The organism is Prosthecomicrobium sp. N25, from assembly GCF_037203705.1.
Lineage (GTDB): Bacteria > Pseudomonadota > Alphaproteobacteria > Rhizobiales > Ancalomicrobiaceae > Prosthecodimorpha.
Genome location: NZ_JBBCAT010000002.1, coordinates 1 through 19580, shown reverse-complemented (window position 1 = coordinate 19580; position 19580 = coordinate 1). Strand labels below are relative to the sequence as shown.

Below are 19580 nucleotides of genomic sequence, written 5' to 3'. Positions count from 1 at the left end.
AGCGGTGCCACCGAGGAGACCGACATGAGCCTGCTCGTCGCCATCCAGGGCTGGTCGCCGGACGACTGGGTCCGCCGCTTCCGGCAGGAGCCCGGGTCGCCGCCCGTGCTCGACGCGCGCGAGCCCTTCGATCCGGCCGCGGTCCGATACGCCGCCTGTTGGAAGACCCCGCCCGGGCTCCTCGCCCGCCTGCCGAACCTGCAGGCGATCTTCAACCTCGGCGCAGGCGTCGACGCGCTGCTGGCGGATCCGACCCTGCCGGCCGTCCCGCTGGTCCGCGTCGCCGATCCGGACCTCACCGCCCGGATGACCGAGTATGTCGTGCTGCACGTGCTCCGCCACCACCGCCGGGTCGACCTCTATGCCGAGGCGCAGGCGCGGCGGGAGTGGCTGAAGCGCGACCAGCCGCCGGCCCGTGCGGCCCGCGTCGGCATCATGGGGATGGGGGTGCTCGGCCGCGACGCCGCCGGGGTGCTGGCCCGCATCGGCTTCAGGGTCGCCGGCTGGAGTCGTCGCGGCGATCCCGTGCCGGGTGTCGAGATCTATGCCGGGGCCGAGGGCCTGAAGCCCTTCCTCGCCAGGACCGACATCCTGGTCGCCCTTCTGCCCCTCACGCCCGATACCCGCGGCATCCTGAACCACGAACTCTGCGCCGGCCTGGCGCAGGACGGCCCGCTCGGCGGGCCCGCCCTGATCAACGCCGGCCGCGGCGGCCTGCAGGTCGCCGCCGACATCCTGCGCGCCCTTGACGAGGGCCACCTCGCCCACGCCACCCTCGACGTGTTCGAGACCGAGCCGCTGCCCGCGACGAGCCCGCTCTGGACCCATCCGAAGGTCACGGTCACCCCGCACAATGCGGCCGATTCGGAGCCGGCCGAGCTCTGCCGCTACGTGGTGGAACAGATCCGCCGGCACGAGGCCGGCGGAGCGTTGCAGAACGTGGTGGACCGCGGCTCGGGTTACTGAGGCCCGATTTGATGACGGGACCTTTCCCTCTGTCATTGCCGGGCTTGTCCCGGCAATCCAGCCAATGAAGACCGAGTGTGATCTTATGGATGACTGCACGAAGTTCGGGCATGCAGGGTAGCAATCTCCGCGACCGGTCTCGATTCGGAGAATGAGCCCCGTACAGCGTCGAGGACCGCCGATCACCCGGTGTCGCTCCGCACGCCGAAGTGCCCCCGCGACGGGCACTGAGACCCCCCGAACATGATGATGCCCGGGGCTGGCCCGGGCACCATGAGTTGTGTCGATGGGAAGGACCCGCCCCGTGGACGGGGCCCGTCCGGATCAGCGGCGGGCGCCGCGGTCCTGCCGGGCGCCGGCGGGCCGGCTGCCCGAGATCTCGCGAACGAGGCTGCCGAAGCTCGAGCCGCCACGCGTCTCCGCCCGGCCGCCGCGATCCTCGCGGCCCGTCCGTTCGGCGAATCGCACGGGACGGTCCTCCCGGGCGGGCCGGCGCTCGTCGCCCCGGGGGGCCTGGCCGCCGCGCGGAGCCGGGGAGGCCGCCGTCGAGGGTGCCTGGCCGGATTTCGCGGGCCGGCCGCGACCCGCCGCCTCGCCGCGCTCCGGCGCGGCCGTCTGGGCCGGCCGTCGCTCGCCGCGGTTCTCGCCGCGGGATGCCGGGGCACGGTCGCCCCGTCCGCTCCGCTCAGGCTGTCGGCCGGAGCCGGACCGCGGCGACGGGGCAGCGCCGGCCGCCGCATGGATCGCCGGGGCCGCGTACACGATGCCGTCCGGCTCGTCCATGCGCGGCACCTTGCGGCGCATCAGCTTCTCGATGTCGGCCAGGAAGGCCGTTTCCTCGGAGGTGCAGAAGGCCACGGCCCGTCCGCTAGCCCCGGCGCGTCCCGTGCGGCCGATGCGGTGCACGTAGCTCTCCGGGATGTTCGGCAGGTCGTAGTTGACCACCAACCCGACGCCGTCGACGTCGATGCCGCGCGCCGCGATGTCGGTCGCGATCAGGATCGGCGTCGCGCCGGACTTGAACGCCTCCAGGGCGCGCTCCCGCTGCGGCTGGCTCTTGTTGCCGTGGATCGCGTTCGCCGGAATGCCCGCGCGGTCGAGCAGGCGCACGACCTTGTCGGCCCCGTGCTTGGTCCGCGTGAACACGATGGCGAGGTCGCGCCCGATCTCGCCGAGCACGTGGGCGAGCAGCGCGGGCTTGCGGTCGGCCCGGGTCATGATGACCCGCTGGTCGACCGTCTCGGCCGCCGTGGCGACCGGCGCCACCGCCACCTCGACCGGCGAGGGCCGCAGGAAGCGGGCCGCCAGCTCGCGGATCGGCGGCGGCATGGTCGCCGAGAAGAACAGGCTCTGCCGCTCGCGCGGCAGCAGGGACGCGATCCGCTTCAGCGCGTGGATGAAGCCGAGGTCGAGCATGCGGTCGGCCTCGTCGAGGACGAGCACCTCGACCGTGCCGAGCTTCAGGTCGCCCTGATCGACGAGGTCGAGCAGGCGTCCCGGCGTCGCCACCAGGATGTCGAGGCCGTTCTGCAGCGCGCGGCGCTGCCGCCCGATCGGCACGCCGCCGAAGGCGGTGGCGGTCGTCGGCTTGCAGTAGCGGCCATAGGCGACGAGGCTCTCCTCGATCTGCGAGGCGAGCTCGCGGGTCGGGGCCAGGATGAGAACCCGGACCGACCGCGGGGCCGGCTTGCGCGGCTCTGCGGCGAGCCGCTGCAGCAGCGGCAGCCCGAAGGCGGCCGTCTTGCCGGTGCCGGTCTGCGCCGCGCCGACCACGTCGTGGCCGCGGAGCACGGGCGGGATCGCCTGGACCTGGATGGGGGTGGGGGTGGAGTAGCCCTCGTCGGCGAGGGCCCGGAGGAGCGTCTCGGCCAGGCCGAGGTCCTTGAAAGTCGTCAAAACGGTATCTTTCGCTGCGGCCCACACGTCCGGCGGGCCTGAGGTTTCGGGCTGGCGTCCTGCCGTCCCTGGATGGGGGCCTCAGCCCACGGCCGATCGGCCGGCGGGCGGGCACACGGAACCGTCGGCCCGGAGGCGACGGATTGACCACCCACATGAACAGATGATGATGATCTTCACATGAATGGAGCCGAGGATGCCGGAGAACCGGCAGGCCCGGACCCGGGGTCCGGCCGGATGACGCTCCGCCTCGACGGATGCGGCCCGGGAGCGTCTCGGCGCACCGCGGAAGGGCGGCGCGCCAGGACAGGGCGGGAGGGAGCGGCGACCGACCGGCGGCCCGCTCCGCGGTGTCCCGCGTCAGGCAGACTGCTTGACGACCAGGTTGCCGGCCGAGGACCGACCGGTGCGGCGATCCACGAGCACTTCGTAGGAGATCGGCTGACCTTCTGCAAGCTCGTAGATGCCGGCGCGCTCGACGGCACTGATGTGGACGAACACGTCCTTTCCGCCGTCGTCGGGCTGGATGAATCCGTAGCCCTTCTGCGCGTTGAACCACTTCACTTTTCCGGTCGCCATGGGACCATTCCTTCTAGCATAGATGTAGTCTACGCGCCCGAGGACAAGACTGCCCGCAGGTGCGCAACAACCGAGAATTTTCGGGGGGCGTTGATGTCCGTCACGCGTCGAGCGTCGAAGGCCAAGTCCGGGCCGCAATTCTGATTGCCCTCCTCATTTATTCCTTCAACGGATAGAAGTCAAGGAATACACGAGAAAGCTATCGAAATTCTACTGTCGGTAGGTGGTTTCCGACCGTCATGCGCGCAATTCTGAAGGCTTTCGCGCGTCGTTTGGTGCGGTACCGGTCCGAGCCGGCTAGGGTCCGGTCAGAGCCCCAGGTAGGCGGCGCGCACCCGGTCGTCGGCGAGAAGGTCGCGCGCGGCGCCCTCGTGGGCGATGTGGCCGGTCTCGATGACGTAGCCCCGGTCCGCGATGGCGAGCGCCGCCGCGGCATTCTGCTCCACCAGGAAGATGGTCATGCCCCGCCCCTTGAGGGAGGCCACCGTCTCGAAGATCTGGTCGACCAGGATCGGCGCCAGCCCCATCGACGGCTCGTCCAGGAGCAGGAGCTTCGGCCGGCTCATCAGGGCCCGGCCGATCGCCAGCATCTGCTGCTGCCCGCCCGAGAGGCCGCCGGCCGGATTGCGGCGCCGCTCCTTGAGGACCGGAAACATGGCGTAGACGTCGGCCATGTCGGCCGCGATCTCCGTGTCGGCCCTGAGGTAGGCTCCGAGCCTCAGGTTGTCCTCGATCGACAGCGGGCCGAAGATCTGGCGCCCCTCCGGCACCTGCGCGATCCCGAGCCGCACCCGCGCGTGCGGGGCGAGCCGGGTGATGTCCGTGCCGTCGAACAGGATTCGGCCGCGCCGGACCGGCTGCACGCCCGAGACGGCCCGCAGCAGCGTGGTCTTGCCCGCCCCGTTGCCGCCGACCAGGCTGACGATCTCGCCCGCCCCGACCCGCAGCGAGACGCCCTTCAGCGCCTCGACCCGGCCATACGCGGAGGCGAGGTCCGCGACCTCCAGGAGTGCGCGCTCAGGCACGGGCCGCCTCCTTGGAGCCGTGGTGGCCGAGATAGGCCTCGATAACCTTGGGGTTCGACCGGATGTCGGCCGGCCGCCCCTCCGCGAGTGTCTCGCCGTAGTTGAGCACGTGGATCCGGTCGGAGATGCGCATCACGAGCTTCATGTCGTGCTCCACGAGCACCACCGTCACCCCGAGCCCGGCGATCTTGCGGATCACCGCCTCGATCTCGTCCGTCTCGACCGGGTTGCAGCCCGCCGCCGGTTCGTCGAGGAGGAGGACGGCCGGGTCGGTCGCCATCGCGCGCGCGATCTCGAGCCGCTTGGCCGCGCCGTAGGGCAGCGATCCGGCGGGGAGCTCGGCCTGCGGCCCGAGGCCGATCAGGTCGAGCAGGTCGCGGGCCCGGTCCGCGCTCGCCCGGTTCTCGCGCCGCACCGAGGGCAGGCCGAGCAGATGCGCCACGACGTTCCGGCTCTCCTGCATGTGGCGCCCGACCATGACGTTCTCGGCCGCCGTCATCCGGCCGAAGATCTGCAGGTTCTGGAAGCTGCGCGACAGGCCGCGGGCGGCCAGCCGGTGCGGTGGCTCCCCCGTCACGGTCTCGCCCTTGAGGCGGATCGCGCCGCTGTTCGGCCGGTAGACGCCCGACACGATGTTGAAGAGCGTCGTCTTGCCCGCGCCGTTCGGGCCGATCACCGAGAAGATCTCCCCCTTGTCGACCCGGAACGACACGTTCGACAGGGCCTTGAGGCCGCCGAACGCGATCGACAGGTCGGAGAGCTCGAGGATCGCGGTCATGCCCGGCTCCCCGCGAAACGGGCGGCGAGCGTCGGCACGACGCCCGCCCGCATGAAGATCATGACCGCGATCATGATGAGCCCGATGGCGAGGTGCTCGAACTCGTGGAAGACGGTCAGCACCTGCGGCAGCACGACCAGGATCGCGGCGCCCACGACCGAGCCGACGATCGACCCCAGGCCGCCGAGCACCACCATGGTGACGAGTTCGACCGAGTGCAGGAACCCGGCGATGTCCGGCGTCACGAAGGCGTTCACGAAGGCGAGCAGCGCGCCCCCGGTCGCCGCGTAGACGGCCGAGACCGTGAAGACGACGAGCTTGGCGCGCGCCACGTCCACGCCCAGAACGCGCGCCGCGACCTCCGAATCGTGGATCGCCCGAAGCGCCCGCCCGGTCGGGCTGTCGATCAGGTTGACGGCCAGGAGGGCGCCGAGAACCAGGAAGGCGCCGCAGATCCAGTACCAGGTCTCCGCCCCGCGAACACGCCAGCCGAAGAGCTCCATGCGCGGCACCTGCATGCCGTCCGGCCCGCCCGTCCACGCCGCCTCGTTCTGGATCACCATCGCGATCAGGATGCCCATGCCGAGCGTCGCGACCGCGAGATAGTGGCCCTTGAGCCTGAGGATCGGCCGGCCGACTAGGTAGGCCACGAGCCCGGCCGCCGTGATGCCGATCAGGAAGGCCAGGAGCGGATGCACGCCGAAATGGGTCGGCAGGATCGCGACCGCATAGGCCCCGATGCCCCCGAAGCCGGCATGCCCGAGGCTGACCTGCCCGGCGTAGCCCATCAGCAGGTTGAGGCCGATGACGGTCAGCCCGCCGGTGAAGACCAGCGTGGCGACACGGATCTGGTAGGCGGAGGTGAGCCCGAACGGCAGCAGGACCACCGCGGCGGCGATGATCAGGACGGGCAGGAGGCGGCGGAGCCGGGGCGGCATGGTCAGACGCGCTCCACCGACTTGGCGCCGAACAGGCCGCCGGGCATGACGAACAGGACGCCGAGGATGACCAGGAATGCGATCGCGTCCTTGTAGGTCGACGAGAGATAGCCGGCGCCGAGCGACTCCATGAGGCCGATCATCAGCCCGCCCGTCACCGCCCCGACAGGGTTGCCCATGCCACCCAGCATGGCGGCCGCGAAGCCCTTGAGAGCCAGCATGGTGCCGACCTCGTAGGAGGTCAGGGTGATCGGCGTCACCAGGATGCCGGCGACCGCCCCGATCGCGGCCGAGACCGCGAAGGAGAGGCCGACCACGAAGCGCGTGTCGATGCCGACGAGGTTCGCGGCGAGCCGGTTGGCGGCGGTCGCCAGCACGGCCTTGCCGGTCAGCGTGCGGCTGAAGAAGCCCCAGAGCGCGATGACGATGACGACCGCGCCGCCGATCACCCAGAGGCTCTGCGGCAGCAGCGTCGCCCCGAGCACGTGGATCGGCGCGTCGCCCGAGAAGGACGGCAGGCGGTGGAACTGCTTGTCGAAGACGATCTGGGCCGCGCCGCGCAGCGCGATCGAGGCCCCGATGGTGATGATGATGAGCGTCACCGGCGAGGCCCCGCGCGCCGGCTGGATGGCGAAGAGGAACAGCCCGAGCCCGACCAGGACCGCCATCACGATCGCCAGGACCGCCGCCACCGGCAGCGGCAGCCCGGCCGCGGCCAGGAACACGGTCCCCATCCCGCCCAGCATGACGAACTCCCCTTGCGCGAAGTTCACCACGTCGGAGGCGTTGTAGATGATCGTGAATCCGAGCGCGACCAGCGCGTAGACCGCGCCGACCGTCAGGCCCGAGAAGAGGAACTGCAGCAACTCGGCCATGGTGGCCTCGGCAGGAGGAGGGGTCTCGGAGGCGTCCGGGCGGCATGCGCCGGCCCGGCGTCGCCGGGCGGACCGCGCCGGAGGCGGACGGCACTTCGCCGCCCGCCCCGGAGGCCGTCGCGCCCGGGAGGCGCGGGCGTCAGTTCGCCAGGGCCCAGTCGCCGTTCTTGATCTCGAGCATCCGGAAGGCCGTCAGGTCCAGCCCCATGTGGTCAGTCGGCGTCATGTTGATGACGCCCGCCGTGCCCATCAGGCCCTTGGTCTGCTCGATGGCGTCGCGCAACTTCTTCGGATCGGTCGAGTTGGTCCGCTTCAGGGCGTCGACCACCATGATGAGCCCGTCATACGCATGCCCGCCGAAGGTCGAGACGGGCTGCTTGGTGGTTTCCTCGAATGTCGTCTTGTAGTCGAGCACGACCTTCTTCTGCGGATCGCTGTCCGGCAGCTTGTCGGCGACGAGCAGCGCGGAGGCGGGCAGCCGGACCCCGTTGGCCGCTTCCCCGGCAAGGTCGATGAACTGCTTCGAGGCGACGCCGTGGCTCTGGTAGAAGGGCAGGGTGATCCCGAGCTGGCGGTAGTTGCGGGTGACGATCGCCGGCCCCTGGCCAAAGTCCGCGTTGACCACCGCCTGCACGCCGGCGGTGTTCTTGATCTTGGTGAGCTGCGGGGTGACGTCCGTATCCTTCGGGCCGTAGGTCTCGTCCGCGACGATCTCGACCCCGAACTTCGACGCCACGCCCTGGCACTGCTTGCGCATGGAGGCCCCGAAGCCGCCCGTGCCGGAGATCATCCCGATCTTCGTCGTGCCGCGCTTCTTGGCGTCGTCGAAGATCTTCTCGCAGGCCATCTTGTCGGTGTGCGGCGTCTTGAAGGTGAACTTGCGGACCGGCTCGATGATCTCGATCGCGCCGCCGAGCGAGATGAAGGGCACCTCGGCGTCCTCGAAGACCGGCATCATGGCGAGCGTCGTGCCCGTCGTGGAGCCGCCCACCATGGCGACCACCTTGTCCTCCTCGACGAGGCGCTGCGCGAAGGTCTTCGCCTTGTTGGCGTCGCCGCCGTCGTCGTAGGTGACGAGCTGCAGCTTCTTGCCGTTGATCCCGCCCGCCGCGTTGAGGCGCTCGACGTAGAGCTTCAGCGTCCGGTCGGCCGGATCGCCGAGGAACGAAGCCGGCCCGGTGGCGCTGACGACGGAACCGATCTTGATGGTCTCCTGCGCGCCGGAAGGGCCCGCCAGCGTCGCGGCGAGCGCGGCCGCGCCCATCAGGCTCAGGGATTTCGAGGCGATGCTCATCTTCTTGTTCCTCCCTTGGGTCGTCCGTCGGTCCCGGGCGGTCTCGAGGCCCGGATCCGCTTGAAGCCCGGCCTCCCCGCCGGGCCGCTCGAGGTCTCGCGGTCAGGCCGCCGCCTGCCGCCGCACCGTGGCGACGCGGAAGCGGTTCGCCACGAAGGCCGTGTCGGTCAGGCTGGCGTTGCCGGCCGGGTTGCCCCCCGACACATGGTAGTCCGAGAAGGCCGCCGACTGGTTCACGAAGACCTGGCCCGTGAGATTGATCGAGAGCGCCACCCCGGCCGCCGCGAAGGCGTCCTCGGCCGCGGCCGCGACCGCGTCCCGGGTCGTGTAGAGGCTCGCCGTGATGGCGCCCTTGGCCCTGGCGGTTTCGGCGGCGCGCCGGATCGAATCCTCGGTGGACTCCGTCGCCACCAGGTAGGCGATCGGTCCGAAGCATTCGACGGTGTAGACCGGCTCGTCCGCCGCCTCTACGGCGACCAGGAGCGGCGTGATCGCCCGCGCGCCCTCGAAGCCCGGGATCGCCACCCGCTCGGCCCGCCGGATCACCCGGCCGCGGGTCGCCGCCGCCGCGACCCGTTCGAGGGTCGCCTCGCTCTGCACGGCGCCGAGCACCGCCGCGGCCCGCTCCGGGTCCCCCAGCAGCCGGTCGATCGCCGTCTTCAGGCCCTCCGCCACCTCGTCGAAGCTCTTCCGCCCCTCCGGGGTCTCGATGCCGTCCCGCGGCACGAAGATGTTCTGCGGGGCCGTGCACATCTGGCCGGTGTAGAGGGAGAGCGAGAAGGCGATGTTGCCCGTCAGCCCGCGGAAGTCGTCGGTCGAGTCGAGGACGATCGAGTTGACCCCGGCCTCCTCGGTGTAGACCTGCTTGCCCCGGGCGTTCTCGCGGACCCATTCGCCGAAGGCCGGCGACCCGGTGAAGTCGATGATCGCGACGCGCGGATGCAGCACCAGGTCCTTGGTGATCGGCGCCTCGGCGGTGTCCGGCGCCAGCTGCACCACGTTCTCGTCGAACCCGGCCTCCCGCAGCACCTCGCGCGCGATCCGGACCGTGATGGCGAGCGGCAGGATCGCGCCCGGATGCGGCTTCACGATCACGCTGTTGCCGGTGACCAGCGAGGCGAACAGTCCCGGGTAGCTGTTCCAGGTCGGGAAGGTCGCGCAGCCGATGACGAGCGCGGTGCCGCGCGGCACGATCCGGAACGACTTGTCGAGGACGAGGCTCACCTTGCCGGCCGGCTTCGTCCAGGTCACCGCGCCGGGGATCCTGGCCATCTCGTCATACGCATACGCGACGGCCTCCAGCCCCCGGTCCTGCGCATGCGGCCCGCCCGCCTGGAAGGCCATCATGAAAGCCTGGCCGGACGTGTGCTGCACCGCATTGGCGATGAGGAAGCTCTGCCGGTTGAGCCGCGCCAGGATCTCCAGCGCGACCCCGACCCGGTCCTCCACGCTCGCCCGCGCCCAGCCCGGCCGGGCCTGTTCGGAGGCCACCACCAGCGCGGCGGCGGGGACGCTCGGATACGTGATCCCGAGCGCGAAGCCGTAGGGCGAGCTCTCGGCGCCCACTTGCGCCTCGGCGCGCTGGTCGAGCGGGAAGGGCTTGCCGAGGAGGTCGCGGAACGCCGCCTCGCCGTCGGCCTTTGCGCTCTCGCCGTAGATCTTGCCCGAGGGCACCTCCGGGTAGGCGCTCCAGTAGCCGCGCGTCCGCGCGGCCTCGACGGCGGCCTTCAGCAGGCCCGCGTGGGCGTCGAAAAAGGCGCTCATGGTCGTCCTCCCGGGATCCGGTTTCGTGGCACCCCCGCGAAACCTTGTTGCGCGGGGAGCCGTTCCGGATTTCGATCCTTGCGTTGACAGCGCCGCTGTCCTGCCGCTATTAATTAACCGACCGGCCAGTCAGTCAAGCGAAAAGTGAGAGAAGCCGGCGAGGAGACGTCCATGAGCGAGACCGCATCCCCCGCGGGCGCGCCCCCCGTCCTCACCGAGGACGGCCCCGGCTGGCGCCGGATCGTCCTGAACCGGCCCGATCGGCTGAACAGCTTCAACGATGCCCTGCACGCTGCCCTGCGCGAGGCGCTTGAGGCCGCCGCCGCCGACACGTCGGTGCGGGCCGTGATCCTGACCGGCGCCGGCCGCGGCTTCTCGGCCGGCCAGGACCTGTCCGACCGGGTCTTCGACCCCGCCGGACCCGGGCCCGACCTCGCCGCCACCCTCGACAGGAACTACAACCCGCTCGTCCGCCGCCTGCGCGCCATGCCGGTCCCGGTGATCGCCGCCGTCAACGGCGTCGCCGCCGGCGCCGGCGCCAACGTCGCGCTCGCCTGCGACGTGGTCCTGGCGGCGCGCTCCGCGAAGTTCATCCAGGCCTTCTCGAAGATCGGCCTCGTGCCGGACTCCGGCGGCACCTGGACGCTGCCCCGCCTCGTCGGCCGGGCCCGGGCCTACGCGCTCGCGGCCCTCGCCGAGCCCGTGCCGGCCGAGACCGCCGAGGCCTGGGGCATGATCTGGCGCGCCGTTGACGACGCTGCCCTCGCCGCCGAGGCCGAGGCCCTGGCGGCCCGGCTCGCCGGCATGCCGACGGGCGCCCTGGTGACCCTCCGGGAGGGTCTCGACCACGCCGAGACCGCCACCCTGGACCTGCAGCTCGACTGGGAGCGCGACAACCAGGCCGCCCTTGGCCGCTCCGCCGACTATCGGGAGGGCGTCGCCGCCTTCCTGGAGAAACGGGCGCCGAAGTTCACCGGACGGAGCTGAGGATGGCCGACAAGCTCTCCCCCGACGCCCTCGCGCGCGCCTGCGCGGAGATCATGTGGGCCGACGACAGCGCCTCGCGCGGCCTCGCCATGGCGCTCGACGAGGTCGGCCCGGGCCGCTCGGTGCTCACCATGACGGTGACCGACGCCATGGTGAACGGCCACGGCATCTGCCACGGCGGCTACATCTTCACGCTCGCCGACTCGGCCTTCGCCTTCGCGTGCAACACCTACAACCAGCACACGGTCGCCCAGGGCTGCCAGATCACCTACCTGGCCCCCGGCCGCCTCGGCGACCGGCTGACCGCCCGTGCCGTGGAGCGCCGCCGCTTCGGCCGCTCCGGCATCTACGACGTCACCGTTTCGCGCCAGGACGGCACCGTGCTCGCCGAGTTCCGCGGCCAGTCCCGCACCATCAAGGGCGTCTTCCTGCCGGATCAGGTCGAGGCCAGCGAGAAGGGCTGACGCGGCCCGCCCCGGAGCCGGCCGGCCGCCACGAAGAGCGGCGCCCGCGAGAGGCGCCCGGAGGAGGAGGAGACACCATGTACGCGGACATCGTCCCGAGCCGCAGCATCCTGGACCCGATCGAGGTCGCCTCGCGCGACGAGATCGCGGCCCTGCAGACCGAGCGCATGGCCTGGACGCTCCGGCACGCCTACGAGAACGTGCCCCACTACCGGCGCAAGTTCGACGCCCACGGCGTCCATCCGGACGACTTCCGGCGCCTCGAGGACCTCGCCCGGTTCCCCTTCACCACCAAGGCGGACCTGCGGGAGAACTATCCCTTCGGCATGTTCGCCGTGCCGCGCGAACAGGTCGTCCGCGTCCACGCCTCCTCGGGCACGACCGGCAAGCCGACCGTCGTCGGCTACACGGCCCGCGACATCGACACCTGGGCCTCGGTCGTCGCCCGCTCGATCCGGGCCTCCGGCGGGCGGCCGGGCATGAAGATCCATGTCGCCTACGGCTACGGCCTCTTCACCGGCGGCCTCGGCGCCCACTACGGCGCCGAGAAGCTCGGCTGCACCGTCATCCCCGTCTCGGGCGGCATGACCGAGCGCCAGGTCCAGCTGATCCAGGACTTCGAGCCCGACATCATCATGGTGACGCCGAGCTACATGCTGGCGATCCTCGACGAGTACCGCGCCAAGGGCCTGGACGCCCGCGCCTCGTCCCTCAAGGTCGGCATCTTCGGCGCCGAGCCCTGGACCAACGCCATGCGGCAGGAGATCGAGAACGCCTTCGACATGCACGCCGTCGACATCTACGGCCTGTCCGAGGTCATGGGCCCGGGCGTCGCCAACGAATGCGTGGAGACGAAGGACGGCCTGCACATCTGGGAGGACCACTTCTACCCGGAGATCATCGACCCGGCGACCGGCGCGGTCCTGCCCGACGGCGCCAAGGGCGAGCTCGTCTTCACCTCCCTCACCAAGGAGGCCATGCCGGTCATCCGCTACCGCACCCGCGACCTGACGACCCTCCTGCCCGGCACGGCCCGCGCCATGCGGCGGATGGAGAAGATCACCGGGCGGTCGGACGACATGATGATCGTCCGCGGCGTCAACGTCTTCCCGACCCAGATCGAGGAGCAGATCCTGAAGTGCGCGGGCCTGTCGGCGCACTACTATGTCGAGCTCACCCGCGAGGGCCGCATGGACGAGATGACGATCCACTGCGAGGCGCTGCCCGACCACGCCGAGGAGGCCGAGCGCGCCGCGAGCGCCGCCGAGCTCCGCCACCACGTCAAGAGCATCATCGGCGTCAGCGCCAAGGTTCTGGTCGGCACGCCGGGCACCGTCGAGCGGTCCGCCGGCAAGGCGCGGCGTGTCGTCGACCGCCGGCCGAAGGAGGCGTGAGGCCGGGCCGAATCGGCTAGCTTCAGGCCGCACAACGCGAATCGGGATCCTTGGGACGATGGCGAGACCGAAGGCGGTCGATCACGACGACAAGCGCAGCGCGCTGCTGCGCGCCGCCGCGCGGCTCTTCGCCGATGCCGGCTACGACCGCTCCTCGATGGCCGAGGTCGCCAAGGCCTGCGGGGTCTCCAAGGCGCTCGTCTACCACTACTACGTCTCCAAGGACGTGCTGCTCCACGACATCATCCGCCAGCACCTGGAGGAACTGGTCGAGGCCGTCGAGACCGCCAACGGCCGCGACCTGCCGCCCCGCGAGCGGCTGGAGCGCCTCGCCGTGGCCCTGCTCGAGGCCTACCGGGACGCCGACGCCGAGCACAAGATCCAGATCAACGAGCTGAAGAAGCTGCCGCGCGAGCAGCAGGACGAGATCCGCGCCCTGGAGCGCCGCCTGGTGGCGGTCTTCGCCGACGCGATCGCGGCGGCCGTCCCGGCGCTCGCCGGCACGCCGCTCCTGAAGCCCGTCACCATGAGCCTCTTCGGCATGCTGAACTGGCACTACCTGTGGTTCCGGCCCGGGGGCCCGATCAGCCGTCAGGACTATGCCCGCATTGCCGTCCGCCTCGCCACCGAGGGCGCCAGGGGCCTGCCGGACGCGGTCTGACGGACCCGGGCCCGGCCCGCGCCGTCGACCGGCTCAGACCGGGTATTTCCAGGCCTTGAGGTCGTAGCCGGTCGCCTCCGCCATGGCGCGGTTCTCCGGCCGGAACGCCTCGATCAGCCGCTCCTGGTGCGGCGTCTCGTCGAGCAGCACGCCGGACGAGAGGACCTTCTGGTAGACCGCCTCGTCCCGCTCGAAGAGCGCCGGATCGAACATCAGCCCGCGGGCGCGCCGCTCCGTTCGGTTGCGCTTCAGCTTGCGGATGTGGCTCTCGTCCGTGTTGCTCTGCCGCCGGTGCGGCAGCCCGGGCGCCAGCGTGACGCCCTCGCGGGCGAACACCTCGCGCAGGATGCGGCCCTCCTTGACGACGTCCTCGAAGGGCACGAAGGCGACCCGCACCCCCGCCTCCTCGGCCTTCCGGCGGATGCGGTCGTAGAAGAGGCTGCGCGTCACCGAGCACCAGCTGTCGGCCTGGACCGGGTCGCTCGACTGCTGGGAAAGGAAGTAGCCGAAGGTGAAGGGGTATCCGGTGCGCACCAGGTGCTTCCAGTAGGAGACCAGGAAGCTGATCTGGCTGCGCATGACCACGACCACGAGCGCCTCGGACCCGAAGATCTTGCCGATCCCCTCGATGATCCCCTCCAGTGGGCGGCGCGGCTTGTTGAAGTAGATGAAGCCGGCGCCGGACAGGACCTCGTCGGAAATCAGCACGTGCCGCGTGTCGCCCTTGAAGATGCCGATACCCTCGTCGACCGCCCGGCGGCACTCGAGCACCATGCTCTCGGTGATCTCGACCTCCGAGGGCAAGGTTTCGCGGAAGACGTCGCGCACCGCCTTGGTGATGTAGTTGCTGCCGCGCAGCGTCGGGATGCGGAGGACCTTGAGCTTGAAGTCGGCGATGAACTGCTCGATCGGGGTCGGCCTGGCGCCCTTGCCGAGATAGGTCGTCCCCTTGGCCTCGGCGAAGAGCACCTGCAGGCTCGTCGAGGCGCACTTGGGCAGGCCGACATGCACGATCTTGGTCATTCGCCGTCCGCTTCAGCCGCTGCGCCGTCCCGCCGGAACCCGGGTCGCGCAGCGTCGTCCCGGTCCGCCGCCGGGGCATCCCGGCCGCCGCTGTCTTGGACCGGATTCGTCGCGCTGTCGACTGGAATTAGAGTTCGGCACACGCCTGGGCGCGTCACCCGGCCCGCCATCCCCCGCCCCCGCGAGCCCGGCCCGGCGCCCCGCCCAGCCGCCTCCACGCTCGCCCTTGCACCCCGTCCCGACATCCCCTACAAGAGCGCCGCCCGTCAGGGTCCCGGAGAGGTGGCCGAGTGGTTGAAGGCGCACGCCTGGAACGCGTGTATACGGGAAACCGTATCGAGGGTTCGAATCCCTCTCTCTCCGCCATGATAGGTATGTAAGTGTCCGTCGCGGCTTCTTTTTTGGCCGCGCTTGATCCCGCTAACTACAATGCAGCCCACAAAAGCCCGATGGTCAGATTGCCCAGCGCCAGGACCTGTCTCCGGCTGGGCAATCGTGAACCCGTCGTATGAGCACGGACTACGAATCTGGGGGTCAGAGGTTCGAATCCTTTCGGGCGTGCCATTTTTCCGAGCCAAATCAGACACTTAGTGAACCTCAGATCGCCCAGATTAGTTCATCGGGTTTTCTAGGTGACTGCTTAGGTAACGCAGCACTCAGACGCCCTGGGCAAATCGGACCTCACCGGAGGCGTAACCGGGTCGACGCCCCGATTATTTATGGCCGACAGAAGTGAGCCCTGGGCTGCATCGTCTCGGACACAATGGCGAGCTTCTGCTCGGTCGTGAAGCGCGGACGACGGGCAACTCCGGTAATCACTTCCACCTTCGAAAAGGTCTCGGACATAGGCGTAAGCCTAGGACTGCGCCTAGGTCCTCCGGCTGAAGCCCGTGTCCGGTCGAAACGGGGAGCACTTCAGCCGCGTCACCCTGGGGATGCTTCGGTCGGGTCTTCTGGCGAGAAAGGCCGAGAACCCTCATGAGCCTCAGCATGCCGTTCTCGGAGTACTCGACGCCGAAGCGTTCCCTGACGAGCCGGCAGATGTCGACCGCCCGCCAAGCCGAGACACCGTCCCTTCCCGGTCCGGCCCGCGCAGGATCATTGCCTTCAGGACCGCTTGCTCGCCTTCGTCCAGCCAGGGCGGGCGCCCGGAGCGGTGCCGGTCCGCGAGGCCGGCGATCCCCTCCGCGTTGAACCGGATCACCCAGTCCCGCAGCATCTGCCGGTCCATCCCGGCCGCCTCGGCAGACGCCTTCCGGCTCATCCCCGAGAGAGCGTTCGCGATCGCCAATAGCCGAGCTGCAACACGACACAACCGCCAGTCGAGCGTGACGACGCAACGTCTCGATCTTGATGTCCGTCCAGATCGGCAATCCGCCTCGCATGCCCGCGCCCTCCAACAGGGCGAGGGAATCTGCTTCGCGCCGATTTGGGAAACCCCAGAGTCACGAGTTCATGAGGTTGGTATGAGTTCTGGTTCCAGGTCGAGGCTCGGATCGGAAAGAAAAGAACGGGGTCGTTGGCCACTAGGCCAAGCGCGGAACCCGACCTGGCCAGCCGGCCGATAGCCTGTTTGGCGCCATCTGCCCGGCACGCGGTGTCGGGGCGGCACTCGCCATTCCCTTCGCCGACACCGAAGCGATGCAGGCCCATCTCGACAAGATCGGCCTCGGCCGCACCATCGCCGGGGCGCCCAAGCCGTTCTGCTCCTCGATCGCGCTGGCTGGCACAGGGCCGACAAACTCAGGGTTCCGAAGAACATGACACTAATCCTGCTCAAGCTATCTGCCCTACCAGAGGTGATCACATCGGGTGATCACATCGATCGGAATGCGCCACTGGGCTCACATCGTTCAATAACAACGGCCCTTGGTACAACACCTCCGTCCAGCGGTACGGCTTGCCATTCTCGCAGGTGCAGCCGCCGGATTCCAAGGTTACCCCCACTCACCGACAGTCGCGAATCCGAAGACCAGAGAGACAAGGACATAGATCGTTCTTCTTGAAACAACCTCGATTGTATTTTCTGACGCGGTGCGCGAACTTTTTCGCAAGCTTGTCTGCCGCATCGCATGTTACGAACAGATCAGTGAGGGCTAGCGGATACACTCTCAACGCATCACAGCAAATCTCAAGAGTTTTTACCAAAATTCGCGAAAGATCAGGTGCGCCTGAAATGTCCTTTGGACCTAGGCTTATTTCACGTACTAAATGTCTAGTTCCATAAGCATCCTTGAAATCATGCGCTTTACGCGTAGCGGAATAGAGATCTCCGACGTTTGGGTGAAGAAATTCACACAGAATTTCGTATGCAATTCGTATTCCTGGAGCTTGCTTATTTAATTTATCGATCGAACTAAGAACATTGCGCGCCGAGACGTCCATGGTTAGTTCAGTTCTAATGTACGCAATCTCATCTTTGCTGGCACTGCGTAGATTGACGTCACGAAGTTTGTTCCAATCCATTTTCGTTCCATATAATGCCTTGCTGATGGTGTTCGCACTTTCTATAAGCGGCGTGCTGGACCCATCCGATGCTAGCGTTGCTTTCGCAAGCGGCTTCAATGCGTCTGCGAGCCACGCGACATGAGCCGTACGCTCTACCAGACTACGCAACATACTATATGGAACCGCAACTTCTTCAGCCTCAAATCCTCGAATGCCTGCTTGGCAGAGTTCACAAGCAATGACGCACTGAGCATGCACAAAAGCCTCAAGCTGTCTGGCGGCTGCGGCTTGGTTGTAAACCGCGGCCCGAAAATGACTCACATCGAAAGCGGGTGGTGCACCGATCCCACCTGATTTGACCCAATGGTAATGCGCGCGCTCGAAAGGTGCCGCTTGAGCTTGGCTGACGAACCTATAATTGAAGCCGCCTTTAAGGCGAGCTTGAAACCCGCTCAAGAGTTCGCGTAGGACGTTCAGTACTGCGTCATGTGCTTCACTGTAGCTATTCCACCGCTCCAGACTGTGTTCATCTCTCATTTCCTACACTCCCCCGAACTGTGGATTTAAGGAAGATCACGCGATCGTCGTTTACAACGAGGGCTTAATTCGGGTCTACCCCACTCGGCTCTCGGCTGCTTCCCCGGCTCCGCATTCTATTGTACCGGTTGGCTGCGTAAACTAGTGCAAGTTCGCTGAACGACATCTGCTCTACCTCGCCAGTCGGTGTGCAAAATGCTATGGCCGCGATCAGCGTTGAACTCTGCCATGTTCCGACGTCGCGCAGCTTGTTGAAGAAGTCACTCGCTCACCCGACCTCGCCGTGATTCACTCGTCTGTCGGCGCGGGAGGGACTGCGGTGCGGGGATCGGACGAGCAGACGGGAGCGCTGTTCAGCTACGTGGACCTCGATGCGCGCGTGCGGCCCGATCATCCGCTTCGGGCGATCCGGCTCTTGGCGAACGAGGCGCTTGCGGGGTTGCAGGCTGATTTCTCGTCGCTCTACTCGGGGACGGGGCGTCCCTCGATCTCGCCGGAGCGGCTGCTCCGGGCTATGCTCGTGCAGGCCTTCTACTCGATCCGCTCTGAGCGCCAGTTGATGGAGGGGCTGGACTTCGACCTCCTGTTCCGCTGGTTCGTCGGGCTCGGCGTCGACGATCCCGTCTGGGACCACTCGACCTTCTCCAAGAGCCGGGACCGCCTGCTGGGAAGGCGACGTCGCCGCGCGCTTCTTGTCGGCGCTGCTCGCCCAGCCGCGCGTGAAGCGACTTCTGTCCGGCGACCACTTCAGCGTGGACGGCAAGCTGATCGAAGCCTGGGCGTCGATGAAGAGCTTCAAGCCCCATGAAACCCCGGGGGATCGGGCGATTCGCCGGCGCCTGGCGGCCGAAGCGCGGAGGTCGACTTCCGCGATGAGAGGCGTTCCAACCAGACGCATGCCTCGACGACCGATCCCGATGCCAGGCTCTCCCGCCGCGGGCCCGGCCAAAGCGGCTGTGGACGGAGATCGTCCGAGTGCATGCCAAGAACTTCGGCGTCTACGGCACACGGAAGGTCTGGCTCCAGCTCAACCGCGAAGGCAGGTCGGCCGCGACCGGATAGCCCGGCTGATGGCGCGTCTCGGTCTCGAAGGCGTGGTGCGCGGCAAGGCGATTAGGAGGACCACGCCGCGGCAGATTGCCCGTTCGATCTGGTCAACCGCCAGTTCAATGCCCCGGCGCCCAACAAGCTCTGGGTTTCCGACTTCACCTACGTCAGCACCTGGGCAGGCATAATCTACGTGGCCTTCGTCATCGACGTCTTCGCCAGGCGGATCGTCGGCTGGTGGGTAAGCATCCGGTGAAGCCCGCGGGATATGCGCTCGCGCGAGTGTCGCTCAGGCAGCATTCTTCTGCTGAGCTGCGGCCTTCCAGTTCCAGGGCAGCAGGTCGTTGATCGCCCGTGCGGGATGTCCGGGCAACCGGGCGAGGACGTCGGCGAGCCACGCTCTTGGGTCGATGTCGTTGAGCTTGGCGGTTTCGATCAGGGTGTACATGGCGGCGGCGCGGCGACCGCCGGCATCGGAGCCGGCGAACGTCCAGTTCTTGCGGCCGATCGCGATGCCGCGGACCGCCCGTTCGGCGGCGTTGTTCGACAGGCAGAGGCGTCCGTCGTCGAGGAAGCGCGTGAAGGCCGGCCAGCGCTTCAGCATGTAGTCGATGGCCCGGGCGGTATCGTTCTTCGGCGAGAGCTGGGCTCGGTCGGCGCGCAGCCGGGTCTCCAAGTCGATGACCAGGGGACGACTGCGCTCTCGTCGGATGGCGAGGCGTTCGTCGGGCGGCCGGCCGTTGATCTCGCCCTCGATCTCGAAGACGGCGTCGATCGCATTTACGGTCGCAGCGGCCATCGGGGCTCGTCGGAGGTCGGCTAGTTCAAAGAACTTGCGCCGGGCATGGGCCCAACACCCCACTTCGAGGATCGGACCGGGCTTCCGATTTGGATCGTAGAGCCG

Annotated in this window: 17 protein-coding genes, 1 tRNA gene and 4 pseudogenes; 9 read left to right on the top strand and 13 right to left on the bottom strand. The window is 68.5% G+C overall.

Annotated elements, in window-relative coordinates; translation table 11 throughout:
* The first annotated feature begins 24 nt into the window (after nucleotides 1-24).
* On the top strand, nucleotides 25-966 hold the full coding sequence (locus tag WBG79_RS14840; protein ID WP_337357971.1) for a 2-hydroxyacid dehydrogenase: 942 nt from the start codon (nucleotides 25-27) through the stop codon (nucleotides 964-966).
* Nucleotides 967-1290: 324 nt separating this feature from the next.
* On the opposite strand, the gene WBG79_RS14835 is transcribed toward WBG79_RS14840, so the two are convergent.
* The 8 genes from WBG79_RS14835 to paaN all read right to left on the bottom strand — a co-directional run bounded on the left by WBG79_RS14835 (nucleotide 1291) and on the right by paaN (nucleotide 10115).
* Nucleotides 1291-2862: a DEAD/DEAH box helicase gene (locus tag WBG79_RS14835; protein ID WP_337357970.1), complete on the bottom strand. Its 1572-nt coding sequence runs from the start codon at nucleotides 2860-2862 to the stop codon at nucleotides 1291-1293.
* A 360-nt stretch (nucleotides 2863-3222) separates the two neighbouring features.
* Nucleotides 3223-3441 carry a cold-shock protein gene (locus WBG79_RS14830; RefSeq protein WP_337357969.1) on the bottom strand — a complete coding sequence of 73 codons (219 nt, stop codon included), beginning with the start codon at nucleotides 3439-3441 and terminating at the stop codon, nucleotides 3223-3225.
* A gap of 308 nt (nucleotides 3442-3749) precedes the next feature.
* Entirely contained in the window at nucleotides 3750-4466 is a 717-nt protein-coding gene (locus tag WBG79_RS14825) for an ABC transporter ATP-binding protein (protein ID WP_337357968.1), read from the bottom strand.
* A complete protein-coding gene (locus WBG79_RS14820; protein WP_337357967.1) occupies nucleotides 4459-5244 on the bottom strand; it encodes an ABC transporter ATP-binding protein in 786 nt (261 codons plus the stop codon). Before WBG79_RS14820 ends, WBG79_RS14825 begins: the two co-directional genes overlap by 8 nt.
* The gene (locus WBG79_RS14815; RefSeq protein WP_337357966.1) at nucleotides 5241-6182 is read right to left on the bottom strand and encodes a branched-chain amino acid ABC transporter permease; all 942 of its coding nucleotides are present in this window, start codon (nucleotides 6180-6182) and stop codon (nucleotides 5241-5243) included. The genes WBG79_RS14820 and WBG79_RS14815 overlap by 4 nt, the downstream gene beginning before the upstream one ends.
* 2 nt (nucleotides 6183-6184) lie before the next feature.
* Nucleotides 6185-7057, bottom strand: coding sequence for a branched-chain amino acid ABC transporter permease (locus tag WBG79_RS14810; protein WP_337357965.1), 873 nt, complete (start codon nucleotides 7055-7057; stop codon nucleotides 6185-6187).
* Nucleotides 7058-7196: 139 nt separating this feature from the next.
* Nucleotides 7197-8321, bottom strand: a complete 1125-nt coding sequence (locus tag WBG79_RS14805) for an ABC transporter substrate-binding protein (RefSeq protein ID WP_337358771.1) — start codon at nucleotides 8319-8321, stop codon at nucleotides 7197-7199.
* A 132-nt stretch (nucleotides 8322-8453) separates the two neighbouring features.
* Complete coding sequence (paaN, locus tag WBG79_RS14800) at nucleotides 8454-10115, bottom strand: phenylacetic acid degradation protein PaaN (RefSeq protein ID WP_337357964.1); 1662 nt, start codon at nucleotides 10113-10115, stop codon at nucleotides 8454-8456.
* A 171-nt stretch (nucleotides 10116-10286) separates the two neighbouring features.
* Between paaN and paaG the strand changes: the two genes are divergently transcribed.
* From paaG to WBG79_RS14780, 4 genes are all read left to right on the top strand, one after another.
* Nucleotides 10287-11102 (top strand): 2-(1,2-epoxy-1,2-dihydrophenyl)acetyl-CoA isomerase PaaG, encoded by an 816-nt coding sequence (paaG, locus tag WBG79_RS14795; RefSeq protein WP_337357963.1) that lies wholly within the window; start codon nucleotides 10287-10289, stop codon nucleotides 11100-11102.
* A 2-nt stretch (nucleotides 11103-11104) separates the two neighbouring features.
* Entirely contained in the window at nucleotides 11105-11566 is a 462-nt protein-coding gene (gene paaI, locus WBG79_RS14790) for a hydroxyphenylacetyl-CoA thioesterase PaaI (protein ID WP_337357962.1), read from the top strand.
* 77 nt (nucleotides 11567-11643) lie between these two features.
* Complete coding sequence (gene paaK, locus WBG79_RS14785) at nucleotides 11644-12960, top strand: phenylacetate--CoA ligase PaaK (RefSeq protein ID WP_337357961.1); 1317 nt, start codon at nucleotides 11644-11646, stop codon at nucleotides 12958-12960.
* 58 nt (nucleotides 12961-13018) lie between these two features.
* On the top strand, nucleotides 13019-13621 hold the full coding sequence (locus WBG79_RS14780; RefSeq protein WP_337357960.1) for a TetR/AcrR family transcriptional regulator: 603 nt from the start codon (nucleotides 13019-13021) through the stop codon (nucleotides 13619-13621).
* 33 nt (nucleotides 13622-13654) lie between these two features.
* Here the strand turns inward: WBG79_RS14780 and WBG79_RS14775 are convergent, their stop codons facing one another.
* Nucleotides 13655-14644, bottom strand: coding sequence for a hypothetical protein (locus tag WBG79_RS14775; RefSeq protein WP_337357959.1), 990 nt, complete (start codon nucleotides 14642-14644; stop codon nucleotides 13655-13657).
* 276 nt (nucleotides 14645-14920) lie between these two features.
* On the opposite strand from WBG79_RS14775, the gene WBG79_RS14770 reads away from it, so the two are divergent.
* A tRNA-Ser gene (locus tag WBG79_RS14770) sits at nucleotides 14921-15010 on the top strand.
* A gap of 449 nt (nucleotides 15011-15459) precedes the next feature.
* On the opposite strand, the gene WBG79_RS27625 is transcribed toward WBG79_RS14770, so the two are convergent.
* Entirely contained in the window at nucleotides 15460-15783 is a 324-nt protein-coding gene (locus WBG79_RS27625; RefSeq protein WP_443147484.1) for a helix-turn-helix domain-containing protein, read from the bottom strand.
* Nucleotides 15726-15935 (bottom strand): annotated as a pseudogene (locus WBG79_RS27620) (helix-turn-helix domain-containing protein); the annotation flags it as partial. The pseudogene WBG79_RS27620 and the gene WBG79_RS27625, both read right to left, overlap by 58 nt.
* A gap of 177 nt (nucleotides 15936-16112) precedes the next feature.
* Here WBG79_RS27620 and WBG79_RS14760 point away from each other — a divergent pair.
* Nucleotides 16113-16446: pseudogene (locus tag WBG79_RS14760) on the top strand (IS630 family transposase); the annotation flags it as partial.
* 145 nt (nucleotides 16447-16591) lie between these two features.
* Here the strand turns inward: WBG79_RS14760 and WBG79_RS14755 are convergent.
* Nucleotides 16592-17629: a hypothetical protein gene (locus WBG79_RS14755; protein ID WP_337357957.1), complete on the bottom strand. Its 1038-nt coding sequence runs from the start codon at nucleotides 17627-17629 to the stop codon at nucleotides 16592-16594.
* Nucleotides 17630-17948: 319 nt separating this feature from the next.
* On the opposite strand from WBG79_RS14755, the pseudogene WBG79_RS14750 reads away from it, so the two are divergent.
* A pseudogene (locus WBG79_RS14750) lies at nucleotides 17949-18578 on the top strand (transposase); the annotation flags it as partial.
* Nucleotides 18572-18923: pseudogene (locus WBG79_RS14745) on the top strand (IS3 family transposase); the annotation flags it as partial. The pseudogenes WBG79_RS14750 and WBG79_RS14745, both read left to right, overlap by 7 nt.
* Before the next feature lie 42 nt (nucleotides 18924-18965).
* Here WBG79_RS14745 and tnpC read toward each other — a convergent pair.
* Nucleotides 18966-19580: IS66 family transposase (tnpC, locus tag WBG79_RS14740; RefSeq protein WP_337357956.1), on the bottom strand; the 615-nt coding region annotated here is incomplete at its 5' end.